Below are 14535 nucleotides of genomic sequence, written 5' to 3' on the forward strand. Positions count from 1 at the left end.
CTCAAGGCAACACTGATCGCCATCGCAGCCGGACACCCCCAAAGCCGCATCGACAACCTGCTCCCATGGAACTTTAATACGTCAAGCTAGATCACAGGTGCTCCGCAGCGAACGCTTACCTTCTTTCGTCGAGAACGCGCCGATCATCGAGTCGGGCGGCCGCACTCTTGCGGTTGGCAGCTACCACGATTGGCCGAAGCGACACAGCACTGGGTGCGTTTTACCGACGTTTGGCAGGGCGTATCGGCAAGCAGAAAGCAGTGACGGCGACTGCACGCAAGATCGCTGTGCTCTTCTTCAACGCCCTTCGCTTCGGCATGGCTTATTGTGATCCTGGTGCAGAGGCATATGATGAGCGACATCGTGGCCGGGTTCTGGCAAACCTACAGCGCCGTGCTCGAGCTTTGGGATATCAGCTTAATCCCATCCCCGTTGCAGAGAGTGTTTCTTAGGAAGGCCACTGTGTTCTTTGCGAACCAAAGCAAATGAGGTTTGCTTTCGTCGAAGAACACCGCAGTCAGATTTCAGTCCACCGGTTGTGCCAGATTATGGACGTTACATCACGTGGTTATCGTGCGTGGCGCAGACGGCCATTAAGCAAGCGGCAGAGACAGGATATGGTGCTCCTCGCGCATATTCGAGAGCAATATCATGTTAGCCTTAAATCTTATGGTCGTCCTCGCATGACGCAAGAGCTGCAAAGTATAGGATTATCTGTTGGGCATCGACGCGTTGGCCGTCTGATGCGCCAAAACAATATTTATGCTCTCAGAACTCGCAAATATAAAGTTACGACGGACAGCAACCATACTTTCAATATAGCGCCGAACTTGCTGGATCAGGATTTCTCAGCTGAAAAGCCCAATCGGAAATGGGCGGGTGATATCAGTTACTTATGGACACGAGAAGGATGGTTATATCTGGCTGTCATAATTGATCTTCATTCACGGCGCGTTGTGGGTTGGGCTGTCAGCGACCGTCTGAAACAAGATCTTGCATTACAGGCATTGAACAGAGCAATTGCTTTGCGCAATCCAGAGCCCGGCTGCATTCATCATACAGACCGCGGCAGTCAATACTGTGCTCATGACTATCAAAAGCGGCTGAAGCAGCTCGAATTCCAAGTCTCAATGAGTGGGAAAGGAAACTGCTGGGATAATGCTGTGCCAGAAACATTCTTCAAAACATTGAAAGCGGAGCTAATTTGGCGACATACGTGGCAAACACGTCAGCAGCTGACCGATACGCTTTTCAAATACATCAACGGATTTTACAACATACGCAGAAGGCATTCGACACTCGGAGGAATATCGCCCGCTCAATTCGAACAAATAACCGCCGAAAAGAGATGATGAGGAGGAAATAAAGCGGGACAAGTCCAAACCATCACACGCGCGAAACAATTCCGCGGCCTTCCTCGTATGCATACCTTCAAGCTGCGTCTTGTCCAACTTCATAACAATCTCCGGACGGTTCAATCCGTCATAGCAGGGCGATTGCTCGGACACACTTCAATTTACAGTCTCTAATTTGATCCGCTGTAAAACTTATTCAGGAAGAGTGCCTCACCAACAAACAGACCACTCATTCCGCTGAGAGCCCCAATCATCTCAAAACCAGTCAAACCGAAATTAGTAGTGATCCCGTATAACTCGGTTTCCTTGCGTATTTTCTTTAGTATTTGAGTGCTATCTAGGTCGAGTGCACGTGTGAGCCAATAATCGGCGATCATTCCATGGCAAAGGCAAAGGGACGATTGTGGGTCACCTAGTCGCGATTTAACAATTCGCATGTCCGCTTCGTATACCTTCTCAGGAATATAGGGGCGGATATGCAACCGCGAATAACCAAAACCCACTGTGCCGTGGCACCAGGAGGTATTCGGTGCATTTTCGGTGGACCACCCTTCATTCGTGCGATAGTAAGTTTCACGTTCAATGTTGTTATTAATAATGCTAATCGCTTGGGCATCACGTTGAGAATAGTAGCTCATGTATTCGGCAAGTGCTGCAGAAACGCCGGCAGTGCCATGGGCAAAGCCAAGCAGTGTTTCATCATTGACTAATGATTTGGACTTGTTCTTAATTATACTAAATATAAAATCAGACAATGATGTAATTTTCTTGCTGATAGGATAATCATAATAGAGCCGATGTAACCTAAGAAGCATCATCAGGGTTCCGCTAAGGCCATTTACAATATCTAACTCTTCATACTTTCCCCAAGTTCCTGTCAGTACTTGGAATGAAATTTTACTCAGTTCCTGTTCCACCATTGGTAAAAGCCGCAACAATTGATCGTTCATGATAGCACAGATCGCCCATACGGTTCCGCTCGTGCCGGCATATGAACCTGTCTTTGCCACAGGCGCTTCGCTAAGATGGCGCAATGCTTGCTTAGCAAGTTGGTCTGCAAAATTCTTAAAACGAGAGCACGAAAGGCGCTGTCCTACGACATGAAACGCGAGCGCCGCACCTGAAAAGCCATCATACAGATTGGCTTGGCTCAGGCCTAAGCGAATATTCCCATTGTCTGACACATGAATATTATTCCAATAACAATTGTCTTCGTGATATTGAGCATTATCTAACAGATGATTAAGAACAACGCGTCCCAGTTCATCAAACCACGTATCGACTGATAGTTCAGCTAGGTTTGCGTACGTTGGACCTTTTGCTAAATCAGGCTCTTTGTTTCTTGCCCGGTATATTAAGAAAGATTGCTCAATATCCCTCAATGTTTGTTCTATATAAGCATGTGTAATTCTTGAAAGCTGATAGACAACCTTTTGACGCGGTGATTGAAAAATTGGAGTTGCCAGTCGTTGACCATTAGCGTTGAATAATATTGGCTCATTAAAGCGCATAAAAAAGTAAGGAACATCTCCCTTGCGTAGTTCTGAAAACTCTGCTTCAAGAATATCTGGATCAGAATGCGATCCAGATAGGGATAAAATATCTCGCTCTGCTTCTTTATAAAAAAGCGAATCCGGATGATAAATGTTTTGGAGAACGTTTACATAATCTTCTGTAGCTCTATTGAGAATACGCACGGGGGCATTTCCCATGCACTTACTTAAGTAATATAAAAATATTTCTTTATTCTCAATCAAGAACAAGAATGTTGTCCGCGCGCCTTCGATTAATTCTTTTTCATACGAAAGAAAATTGACTGCATCCCCCTTGAATATCGGCTGACAGTTAAAGGTTCCTGTGAGAAACTTTCTGCATTCCATTTTTAATGAACTGCGGCGATTTTGGGGGTTCACCAGAACATCAATATCAGTTTTTATATTTGATTTAGCACTAAGTGGGCTTATTTCTATTTGTTCACTCATTAAATCGGTGGGCAATAGAAGAGACCGATAAATATGATAGTTTTCTGGCATACTTCTCCTACTGGTTAAAGTACACGAGAATAATGTCTCAATATCTACGATAACAGGAAATTCTGACGAAGAAATTAGGTTTTCCATGTGTAAATCAGTTGATGAAAACACATGTGTTAGTGCAATCAGAGATCCATATCGTCTATAGAATAAGAAAACCTGATGTTCTGTATCACATTCTATATGTTCTATGTGCTCTGACCATCCGTAATCGTCCTTCACAATAACTTTTGGAACAATTTGGTTTATGGGAAAATAACTATTCCACCAAACAAAAAAGTTATAAATACCCTCGTCTATTGATAAGTTCCTTGGTTTATAAAAAACTTTACGCGTCTGTCCAGTGCCATTTACAAACTCCACCCGCACCGATTGTTGCATACCCTTGTGTGGGTCTCCCACGGTAGTAATCCGGGAAACTTCGGAAACTGAGTAATCATTATAAAAATATTGTGCAACTTGCTCTATATCGGCAATAATACGAGTTATTAGAAGCTCTAAGCTTGCTCTGTAAATAGTGAGAGCTTGGAGCCATTTCTCCCAAAGAGCAGGATATTTCAGGCATAACATCGTCAAATTTTCTTGTTTGCAAAGTTCGCGCACAAAATATTCGAAGCGCTGGGCTTCCGTTTCTCCTTGCAGCAGTCTTTCGCGGTCGGCGAAATTCATTTCCAATATAAATAGCCGCTCCCACATTCTTCGCATAATGGGCAGAAAGGAATTTTCGATAAAACTAGAGATTGTTGTGGCCGGGAGAAAGTTTGTTTGAAGCAAAATTAATCTGTTATATTCATCTTCTATAAGAAGATTATATAATTTGGAGAATATTTGATCTTTAAATATAGTGTCTTTATCGGCCATTATTGTCAGTTCCCTTCAGAAACATATAGCGATTTGTCTAGGTATGTATATCTGGGGCGTTCATATGGTGAAATTTTAATCACTGTACTGACATAAACTTCTTTTCCAGTGCAAATGTATAAAGCTTTAATCCATTGCGAGTTCTTTTTTCGGGAACCGACATATTGGCTCTTCCACAACAGATCAGAATAATCAGAGTGTTTGCTGATATCATGTAGATATAAAGAAGGATCAGCAATCTTCACGGGGCGGTATGCTCCGCGATGAACTCACGGCGTGCGATATTCTAATTTCCATTTAGGAATGAATCGTATGATAGTGCATGACCTATACAGGCAACGAAGTGATGGTAGCTTCAGCGCCAGGCACTGAATATACACTTGAGTAATCTATTGGTTTCACAAAAGCCTCCGCAATCCCATTAGATTCTGGGCGTCTGACAAACGGTACTCTGCCCTCTATCCGATGCCCTTGAGAGGGACTTATAGTTTTATTGCAATGAAGCAAGACGATGATGCCGCCCCCGACATTAAAGCGTATGTCGGTCTATTGAATAAGATCGTCGCTCCGATCATTTGCTTTTGGGGGTATTTTTTGAAAACCGCTTCGCACTTATCGGATGCGCTCTAGATTTTCGATTATGCACGTTCAATCGGAGATGAGAGTAGATCACAACAGTATGATTAATCACTATCGCGAGGATAGGGGTGGTGGCGGTAAATCAGATCACCATCAATTATTTTCTCCGCCTGAAACCACCCACAGGTATTCAACAAACCACCAACTTTACAACGCCATCATGGTTCTTTCTGGCAGTCTCTACAGTTACACCAAAAACTTAAGGAGTTCCGTTGAGAGAAAAATTTCAATTGTCGAGGCTACCTCTAGTATGACAAGCGGAAATGTTGCCGATGACATCATAATCGAAATCAGATTGATCCAACTTGATATACAGATGCTTTAGAAAAGACATCGATGGTAACATTGAACCGCGCCTTGTTACCGTTCACTGACCCGATGAAGTGATACACAGTTTTCTTACCTTCTGGCAGGGCTGTATAATCCACTTCAAATTTAACAGGATGATTCGGACGAATGAAGCCTGTAAAACTCCAGCTCATACTTTTTATAAGCAGGAACCGAGCAAACTTTCCTTGCTGTTTTAAGATATAGGCAATCAAGGAAAACCCAAGAGATTGGGAAACCCTATCCAAGAGCAAAAGGGAGGCATGAATTTTATCGTGTGCAGTTAAATTAACGACACATGATATATGTCCAGTATCAACAAATAATTCATCTATAGAAAAATCCTCCGCCTTAAAATGATCTCTGAAATAATCGTATTCAACTACTGAATGCGTTTCTTTCTCAGAAACACGTTGCGATGAGTCCAAAATACTACTCCATTGTTCATTATCGACCATTTTGCTGACGATTAAATGCAATGTCGAAATTATTTGAGCGGCTCTTGAGCACAAACAAATATATTGCCATCGGATCCTGATGTTTAACAAGCAAAAGACTGGGTACAATATTCGCTACATAAGACATTAGATGAAATTACAGGTTTTCGCGAACCGATAATATCCGACGAATGCTTAATGTCATAATTCATAGATATCATATTATTTTCCTATCACTTAGGTGAACGATACTTACTTATACTAACTGAAATATACCCCGTTGCAAGGACAGGGGATTTATCTCGCTTAAGGTCGGACTAGAGAAGCCGTTACATTTTTGTATTGTGGATAAAATGACTAAGATGCAGTGTTCACATTGCGTGATGTGACGAATAAATCACACATATACTAAACCATATGGATTAATTGATCTACGTAACGCCCTGTTAATGAAAATTAATCCATTGAACTGAATCACACGGATTTTATCCGCATCCACCAAGCGTTACGCTTGTGCAAGTGTGACCTGTACACATAGTTTCTTGAGAAATCGTCCTAATTCGGTTTCCAACTATTTCCAATGCAATATTCAAATCATAATGTTTCGATATCATTGCTTTTATCCCACACTTACAATGGTTCCAGTTAAGACAGAATCGTTTGAGCCGCTGTAACTATTTGTTTTTGCGCATTATCCAACGCAAAACCGCTTCGCACTTTTTGGCTCAAATGCTTTAGAGCATAATTCCTTAAACTTGGATCAGTTTAAGGTAAAATTATGCTCTCATTTTAAAGTGTTAGAGCGACCTTTGTGCGCCCAAGTGGGCGCACGGCGCTCTAATTGACCATATAATGATATTACGCAAAAAGGTATTCTTCAAATTCAACTATTAGCTAGTATGATTTTTGGCATCGCCCCCTTAACTTCTGTGTGTATGTAAGCGGCCTGAAGAGGATGAATGGTTCTGATGGTGTGGACACCCCCCGACTGTGTTTCGGGCCTTTAGAGCGTTTCACCTTTTCACGGAACCATATTCGGCATTTTCCAAATAGTTTTGGCATTCGGCGGGCCGGATGGTTTCGACCAGCCTGCCGATATGACGCCATGTGTCTTCGATGGTGCGCTTTTGTGCATTTCTCATCCAATGCTTGATCTTGAAAAAGGCTTGTTCGATCGGATTGAGGTCCGGCGAATAGGGTGGCAGGAACCAGGCATGTGCTGGAAACAGGCATCATTTGCTCGACATAGCCATCAAAGGCCGCGCGAACAGGACGTAAACCTTGCTTCTCACGCTCAAAACATTCGGCAATTGTCTGTTCGCTATAAGCGGGATGCTTTACGCTTTTCCAGTTCAAGTCAACTCAGCAATCGATCTTCAAAACAACCAAGCCGCCGACCGGGTTTAACAGCCCGCGAATATACAGGCGGTGTCGTCGTCAACAGATGTTTGCGCACCGTCGGTCGCGAAAGGCCAACTGAACGTGAAAGCGCACTTATGCTCTCGCCACCGACAAAATGTCGGCGACGTATCTCGGCTATCAATTCCATTGTTATCACCACAGGTTCTCCGGATATTCACCCGCCTATCTGGTCGCTCGCGATGTTAATATTCAAGGTCCTCGAACAATCACTGTAAACGGCAAACTTTGCTCTTTCGGGAACATCTATGTCGATCCGAGCGGGCGCGTGGTTAAAAAAGGCAAGCTTCTGTCAGGGCGTGGGCCAAATGCGGAGCAGAGCGAATGAAGCTTTTCTGGAGGCGTATGGAAGACGTGCGCATACGGGCCTTTACAGGAACAATCCTCAAAAAAGACGGATCAGACTGGGGCGCTAAAGAATACACTGACCATGAAATTGTCGGTCTTTATGGCATTCAAACGAAGGTCGGTTTTTTTGGGTTCATGCGTCTTGGCAGGTGGGGCTTTGGACACATTAAGCACTCCGATGCCGAAGCCGCTCGCCAAGCCCTGAAAGGCGGTGAAGGATGACTGAAAAAAACAAGGAGGGAACCAACATGCACCATGAAAACGACAACGAAGCCGATCTCCTTATGGGCGTCGAACCTATTGCTAAGTATCTAGGGGTTACGAGGCGCCAAGCTTATAGGCTTGTCTACGACAAAATTATGCCAAGCTTCAAACTTGGCGGCACGGTCGCCGCTCGCAAGTCCAGCCTCAAAAAATGGATGGAAAACTTAGAATCAGAGCACGCTGCGTAACCCGTGTGCCATGTGCCAAACCATGTGCCGTCGATTCCCCGCGCATTCCTGAAAATGCATGTTTTTCTGGGAATTTCTTGAACATTTGCGGCACATGGCTGAAACAGCCACACCAAACTCAAACAATTGATATCATTGAATGATTTTGGTGAGCGCGCAGGGATTCGAACCCTGGACCTACTGATTAAAAGTCAGTTGCTCTACCGGCTGAGCTACGCGCTCCCTTGAGGAACAAATCGTCCCTGGAAGTGCGGCGGAACATAAGGGCGGCTTTCGCATTGGTCAACACCATAAAATCAAGTTTCTCCAACATAAATTCAAAAAAGCAGTGCCAATTGATAGAAACTTCGAGCCCACAGGGCTTGTCGGTGAAATTGCCACGCTTGAGTTCGGCTTTTTGGCAGAGAATTTGATCTATTGCCTTCCGAAAAGGTAGAATCGCGCAACTCAATAGCGGTTACAAAGAGCCAAAAATGATTCCAGAAATCGATTCCGGTTGTTGAAATGATACTGTAGGCTCTTCCGTGTAATTCATTCCAACGTTTCGGTTTTTCATGTCATTTGTCACAAACGCCTTTTTTCGTTTCAGACATTCCCTTTCCGGCATCGGGCTGGCCCTGGGTACTCTGCTATTCGCAGCAGCTCTCACCCCGAGCCTCGTTCCACGAACATATGTGATGCAAGGCATTTTGTGTGGCGTGGCATTTGGTTCAGGATATGGTCTTGGCGTTTTTTGGCGTTGGATTTGGCATTACCTCGAATTGCCTGAGCCCAACGATCGTTTGCGCAGCCGCGTTAATCTGATCGTCGGACTTACTTGTCTAGTGGTCGCGATAGTGGCGCTTTATCGGTCAGCCGGTTGGCAGAACTCCGTGCGATCCGCAATGAGCATGGAGCCTGTTCCAAGCGCCTACCCCGCAAGCGTTTGTGGGCTGGCTATCGTTACGTTTTTGATCTTGTTGCTGTTGGCTCGCGCCCTGATCTGGCTTGGACGCTACATTTCAGCAAAGATACACCATGTCGTCCCTAGACGAGTGGCTAATGTCGTTGGCATAGCGCTGACAGTCGTTCTGATCTGGACAGTTGCGAACGGTCTTCTTATCCAGTCAACCTTCGAGGTGCTCGATCGTTCATTCCGCGAGTTTGATGCATTGATCGAGCCAGACCGCCCTCAACCTGTTGCTGCCGATAAGACCGGAAGTGCTGCGTCTCTCCTGAAATGGGATGAACTGGGACGCGCGGGCCGTGAATTTGTGGCGTCAGGACCGACAGCAGACGAAATTTCGTCGTTAACAGGACGTCAGGCGGTTGATCCTATCCGCGTTTATGCCGGACTGAATGTTGCCGATGAACCAAAACAGCGTGCAGAACGCGCGCTTGAAGAACTGAAGCGGCAGAACGGATTTGATCGTTCCATCCTTGTCATCATCACACCAACAGGCACGGGATGGGTCGACCCGGCGGCAATGAACGGCCTCGAATTTCTTCATGATGGCAATGTTGCCAGCATCGCTATGCAATATTCCTATCTCAACAGTCCGCTTTCGTTGCTCTTCCAGCCCGAATATGGCGCTGACGCCTCGCGGGCACTGTTCACAACCGTTTATAACTACTGGAAGACCCTGCCGAAAGACCAGCGTCCGCGTCTGTATCTCTATGGTCTTAGTCTGGGTGCAATGAATTCCGAGAAGTCGGTTTCACTGTTTGAGATGCTGGAAGATCCGATCAACGGCGCATTGTGGAGTGGTCCGCCCTTCCCGAGCCGCGACTGGAAACAGATCACGCGTGACAGAAATGAAGGCACACCGGAATGGCTGCCGGTTTTCCGGGACGGCGCTTTCGCTCGTTTCATGAACCAGAATGGAGAGGCTCCCGGCAACGGGACACGTTGGGGACCACTTCGTATCGTCTATTTGCAATATGCGAGCGATGCGGTGGTCTTCTTTGACAGTCATGCGTTCTATCGCCAGCCAGAGTGGATGAATGCTCCTCGCGGACATGATGTTTCACCGCAACTGCGATGGTATCCGGTGGTTACGATGTTACAATTAGCGCTGGATATGGCTTTCGCGACGACAACTCCAATGGGGTATGGCCACGTTTATGCGCCAGAACACTATGTAGATGCTTGGATTGAAGTCGCAGACGTCGATGGCTGGAGCGAAGATCAGATCAACCGGCTCAAGCAGTATCTGCATCATAAAATGACCGGTGAGAGCGTCGAAGGGTACGACCAGCGCGGCGGCTAGAGCACGTTCGAATTACCCGCCAAACAAAAACAGCCGCCCTTTTGAGGCGGCTATTTTCAGAAAGCTTAGTTTATCAACGGTAAGGCGAATAGCACTGCTGACGCGGACCGTTGTAAGGCTGGAACGTATTGTCCGAAGCACGGTAAGACCTGTAGCGGTTATAGCACCACTGAACGTGGTTGTTGCTATAACGATAAACCGGCTGAGGCGCTGGCTGCGCAATCGCACCGCCTATGATTGCACCAGCACCAAAGGCTGCCAGCGGATACCACCAGCCGTCATTATGACGACGATAGCCATTACGATAGTGGTTATAGCCGCGATGACCGTTCCAATAACCTGGGCGTGGGCGATGGTTTCCATTCCAGCCTGGACGACCTGGACGGTGACCATTCCAGCCTGGACGACCCGGACGATGACCATTCCAATTGCCGTGACCGCGACGATCCCAACGATCATTCCGAACAGGAACGACGTTATCGCTGCCAGCGACCTGTGCAGTGAGCAAGACCGGAGCAGCAGAAACTGGTGCCATCGCACCGATCATAAAAGTTGCGCCGATTAAGCCAACCATCATTTTTTTCAAGGTGGTAATCATCTTGTTCTCCAGTTCAACTGCACACATCATGGCTGATGCTAGATGAACGTGTGCTGAATGATAGCTAGGAATATATAGCACGCTATATATCTGACAAGTGATGCGCCTGAGCTCAACTCAAACATAATTAACGTAAAACCTGCTTGGTGCCGTTCCAGCGTGATGATAGCTAAGAGTAAATGTGATTTTATTCGCAATTGCTGCAATTATCAGCTAGTTTCGCAACATTCTAACTAGAGTTGTAGCGGCTTGTGTGCGTTGGGGGTGTCGTGTCAACTGAATTGGAATCGGCCAGCAATTTCGCTTCAAGCTTGATGTCGAAAGATACCAACCCTTTTCTGGCTGCGGTAGAGCATACGCCTACCCCGATGCTCATCACTGATCCGCGCTTGTCGGATAACCCCATCGTCTATGCAAACAAGGCCTTCCTGCAAGTTACAGGCTATTCGGCAGATGAAATCATCGGAAAGAATTGCAGGTTTCTACAGGGTTCGGGCACCTGCCCTGAGCATGTGACTGCGATCCGGACCGCTTTAGCAGCGGAAAAGCCGATCGATATCGACATATTGAACTACAAAAAATCTGGCGAAGCCTTCTGGAACAGACTGCATATCTCACCAGTCAAAGGCCCTGATGGCATAATTCAGCATTTCGTCTCCACTCAGCTCGACGTTACGCTTGAACTCAAACGGCTTGTCGAACTTCAACACGAACGGGACACACTCTCCAATGAAACCAAGCGTCGTCAAAACCATCTCGATTATATCGTAGATGTTGCAAATATCGGCTATTGGACACGTGAACTAAATACCGGCAACGTCACTGGGTCAGCCGAGTGTCGGCGGATTTTTGGATTTAAGGAAAACGAGAATATCCATTTTGACCAGATCATCGATATGGTGGTGCTTGAAGACAGAATGGCAGTGCTACAACAAACTGAAGAGGCCTTCGCGACAGGCGAGCCTTATTCCATGGAATATCGGATCGTTAACAGAGCCGGTGAAACCATATGGGTGGAAACGCGCGCAAAAGCGCTGCTCGGTGAACACCCGACATTGCTTGGTGTCATGCTAGACGTCACTGAACGCAAGCAAACCGAAGCCGATAAAGCCCTCGTTACCCGAGAGATTTCCCATCGCTTCAAGAACTCGATGGCAATGGTGCAATCCATTGCCAACCAGACATTGCGCAATGCCAGCAATTCCGAGCAGGCAAGTCAGCTCTTCAACGAACGCCTGCATGCGCTCGCACAAGCGCACGATATGTTGCTCCAAGAGGATTGGGGCGGCGCGACCATCCCGCAAATATCCGACATGGCGCTGGCTCCATTCAACAGAACATTTGGCAACCGTATCCGCATGAGCGGTCCTTCATTGTTCGTGAGTGACCGCGTAACCGTGGCACTGTCGCTGGGGCTTTATGAGCTCGCTACCAATGCCGTCAAATATGGCGCTCTATCCAATGAACAAGGTAGCATCGATTTCAGCTGGAACATCGTCAATGATGAGGGTCAAAAGAAATTCCAGATGCGCTGGGTGGAAACCAACGGCCCGTCTGTCGCACGCCCATCCCGCCGCGGTTTTGGCCAGCGCCTGTTGCGGTTGGTGTTGGCAGAAGAACTGAAAGCACGATGCGACATTGATTTCGCACCATCAGGTCTGACAATCAATGTCCTGGCGCCGATCACGCCTGATGTGTTTCCTGGGTTCGACCACAAGATGAAGTCAGGTCAATTGATCGCCTGAGTTTATTCGACGTCGATACGTAGAGGCATTTTGACATCTGGCAAAGGCGCAAAAAAAGCGCCATATGCTGCGATCATGAACGATAGCTCAGCCCCCCTCTTCACAGTCCATACGGATGAACCATCGCCCTCCACACACAATGTTGCGACCGGTGAAGTGCATTTCCTGCCGACATCCGCCGACGCTCCGGCAGTCGAATGGCTGATCGCTGATGGTTTGACGGATTATGAAGAGGCACTCGCCTTCATGGAAGCGCGTGTACAGGCCATTCGTGAAGGCACAGCGAACGAACTTGTCTGGCTCGTCGAGCATCCATCACTTTATACAGCAGGCACAAGCGCCCACACTGAAGATCTGCTGACACCGGATCGTTTCCCGGTCTTTAACACCGGACGCGGAGGTGAATACACCTATCATGGCCCCGGTCAGCGGGTGGCTTACATCATGCTCGACCTCAAAAGGCGCCGTGAAGATGTGCGTGCTTTTGTAACCGCGCTCGAACAATGGATCGTCGAGACACTTGCACAATTCAACGTCAAGGGTGAGCGACGTGCGGATCGCGTTGGTGTGTGGGTTGTACGCCCTGAAAAGCCGCCGCTTGCCAATGGTGGCATGTGCGAAGACAAGATCGCAGCCATCGGCATTCGCCTCCGTCGCTGGGTCAGCTTTCATGGCATTGCAATCAATGTCGAGCCGGAACTCGAACATTTCGGCGGCATCGTCCCCTGCGGCATCGCCGAATATGGCGTTACCAGCCTGGTCGACCTGGGGCTGCCGGTGGCTATGGGCGACGTGGATGTCGCGCTCGGCAGGGCCTTCGAAAGCGTTTTTGGCCCTCGCCAGACAAAATAAGATCAGACCGGCTTTACGCGTCGCTCGCGCATGAAGACATAGAAGCCTGACCCGACGATGATTGCGATTCCGAACCATTTCGACGGCGTCGGAAAATCACCAAAAACAATCAGTCCGACCAGAACAGCGTTGACGATTTCCAGATATTGGAATGGCGCAAGCATGGATGCGGGCGCGAGCTTGAACGCCTGCACGACCAGCAGATGACTGACCGTGCCAATCGTGCCCAGCAAAAGTAACAATAACCATGGTTGCAGGCTGTGCGGCAGCGAGAACGTCAAATCCTCAATGCCGATGGCCGTACCAAGCACCATGGCCAGACCTGCGAGAAAAGCACCGCCAATGCCTGCATAGAGTTGCATGACGACAGGGCTTTCCTTAGCGCCATATTTCCGGTTCAGGATAAGATAGATTGCGAAGGTGACAGCAGTCGCCAATGGCAGCAGCGATACGGCCCCAAAAATCTCAAAACTCGGCTGAATGACGATCATCGTACCGATCAACCCGATTCCGACTGCACTGAAGCGGCGCCAGCCAACTTTTTCTTTCAAGAACACAGCAGAAAGCAGCGTCAGGATCAGTGGTTCGGCGAAAAACACCGCCATAGCATCCGCCAGAGGCATATATTTGACGGCGGTGAAAAAGCACGTTCCGCCAAACCCCATCAGTGCACCGCGAACCAGATTGCCGGTAAGGTGCGTCGTCCGCAAAGCGGCCAAGCCGCCCATGACGATCAACGCCAGAAACATCAGCACGGATTGGATGAAAAAACGCATAAAGGTGACTGTTGCGGGCGGCATATTATCCATCATGGCAAGCCATTTGCCGATGGCATCCATAAGCGGCAGCAACAACACCGAGAGCACCATGATTGCCATGCCCCTCACATGCGCTTCTACGCTAACTGCTGCCCTACTCTGCATTTCACCACTCGCAATTTCCTCGCTACCCCTTGCGCTTACGCGAATGGGCTCTTCGTTTCCATCTTAAACAGCCCCGGAAAAGCGTGCGGTTTGACTTTCGCCACGTTTCTGGTGCAAATCCTGGTGCGGATGAATAAAACCCTTTGATAAAGCCCGACAAGATCAGAACGTAAGGCGAACTTTGGTCGCCTTTCGTGATTTCCCGTGGCATCATCTATGTGATTCGCAGACACACTATTTTCGGCTTAAGCGTGTATGACGCAGCCATCGTAAATTCAGACAGAAAGCTTTTCGGAC

Annotated in this window: 9 protein-coding genes, 1 tRNA gene and 3 pseudogenes; 7 read left to right on the forward strand and 6 right to left on the reverse strand. The window is 47.6% G+C overall.

Annotated elements, in window-relative coordinates:
• Positions 1–119: 119 nt before the first annotated feature.
• Positions 120–452, forward strand: a pseudogene (locus OIV19_RS16565) (IS110 family transposase); the annotation flags it as partial.
• Positions 453–1352: pseudogene (locus OIV19_RS16570) on the forward strand (IS3 family transposase); the annotation flags it as partial. It lies immediately after the preceding pseudogene.
• Positions 1353–1525: 173 nt separating this feature from the next.
• Here the strand turns inward: OIV19_RS16570 and lanM are convergent.
• The 3 genes and pseudogenes from lanM to OIV19_RS16585 all read right to left on the reverse strand — a co-directional run.
• Positions 1526–4249: a type 2 lanthipeptide synthetase LanM gene (lanM, locus tag OIV19_RS16575; protein ID WP_264232314.1), complete on the reverse strand. Its 2724-nt coding sequence runs from the start codon at positions 4247–4249 to the stop codon at positions 1526–1528.
• Positions 4250–5178: 929 nt separating this feature from the next.
• On the reverse strand, positions 5179–5673 hold the full coding sequence (locus OIV19_RS16580) for a hypothetical protein (RefSeq protein ID WP_264232315.1): 495 nt from the start codon (positions 5671–5673) through the stop codon (positions 5179–5181).
• A gap of 992 nt (positions 5674–6665) precedes the next feature.
• Positions 6666–6872 (reverse strand): annotated as a pseudogene (locus OIV19_RS16585) (transposase); the annotation flags it as partial.
• A gap of 544 nt (positions 6873–7416) precedes the next feature.
• Here OIV19_RS16585 and OIV19_RS16590 point away from each other — a divergent pair.
• Positions 7417–7641 (forward strand): hypothetical protein, encoded by a 225-nt coding sequence (locus OIV19_RS16590; protein ID WP_264232316.1) that lies wholly within the window; start codon positions 7417–7419, stop codon positions 7639–7641.
• Positions 7638–7871 (forward strand): helix-turn-helix domain-containing protein, encoded by a 234-nt coding sequence (locus tag OIV19_RS16595; protein ID WP_264232317.1) that lies wholly within the window; start codon positions 7638–7640, stop codon positions 7869–7871. Before OIV19_RS16590 ends, OIV19_RS16595 begins: the two co-directional genes overlap by 4 nt.
• 146 nt (positions 7872–8017) lie before the next feature.
• On the opposite strand, the gene OIV19_RS16600 is transcribed toward OIV19_RS16595, so the two are convergent.
• A tRNA-Lys gene (locus OIV19_RS16600) sits at positions 8018–8093 on the reverse strand.
• A gap of 332 nt (positions 8094–8425) precedes the next feature.
• Between OIV19_RS16600 and OIV19_RS16605 the strand changes: the two genes are divergently transcribed.
• Complete coding sequence (locus OIV19_RS16605; RefSeq protein ID WP_264232318.1) at positions 8426–10120, forward strand: alpha/beta-hydrolase family protein; 1695 nt, start codon at positions 8426–8428, stop codon at positions 10118–10120.
• Positions 10121–10193: 73 nt separating this feature from the next.
• Here the strand turns inward: OIV19_RS16605 and OIV19_RS16610 are convergent, their stop codons facing one another.
• Positions 10194–10718: a BA14K family protein gene (locus tag OIV19_RS16610; RefSeq protein ID WP_151092821.1), complete on the reverse strand. Its 525-nt coding sequence runs from the start codon at positions 10716–10718 to the stop codon at positions 10194–10196.
• 314 nt (positions 10719–11032) lie between these two features.
• Here OIV19_RS16610 and OIV19_RS16615 point away from each other — a divergent pair, with 314 nt between their 5' ends.
• Complete coding sequence (locus OIV19_RS16615) at positions 11033–12463, forward strand: HWE histidine kinase domain-containing protein (protein WP_264232357.1); 1431 nt, start codon at positions 11033–11035, stop codon at positions 12461–12463.
• Positions 12464–12538: 75 nt separating this feature from the next.
• Complete coding sequence (lipB, locus tag OIV19_RS16620; protein ID WP_412535000.1) at positions 12539–13315, forward strand: lipoyl(octanoyl) transferase LipB; 777 nt, start codon at positions 12539–12541, stop codon at positions 13313–13315.
• 2 nt (positions 13316–13317) lie between these two features.
• On the opposite strand, the gene OIV19_RS16625 is transcribed toward lipB, so the two are convergent.
• Complete coding sequence (locus OIV19_RS16625; RefSeq protein ID WP_264232319.1) at positions 13318–14238, reverse strand: DMT family transporter; 921 nt, start codon at positions 14236–14238, stop codon at positions 13318–13320.
• Positions 14239–14535 lie beyond the last annotated feature (297 nt).

It is taken from the genome of Brucella sp. HL-2 (genome assembly GCF_025846885.2).
In the GTDB taxonomy this organism is placed as follows: domain Bacteria; phylum Pseudomonadota; class Alphaproteobacteria; order Rhizobiales; family Rhizobiaceae; genus Brucella; species Brucella quorumnocens.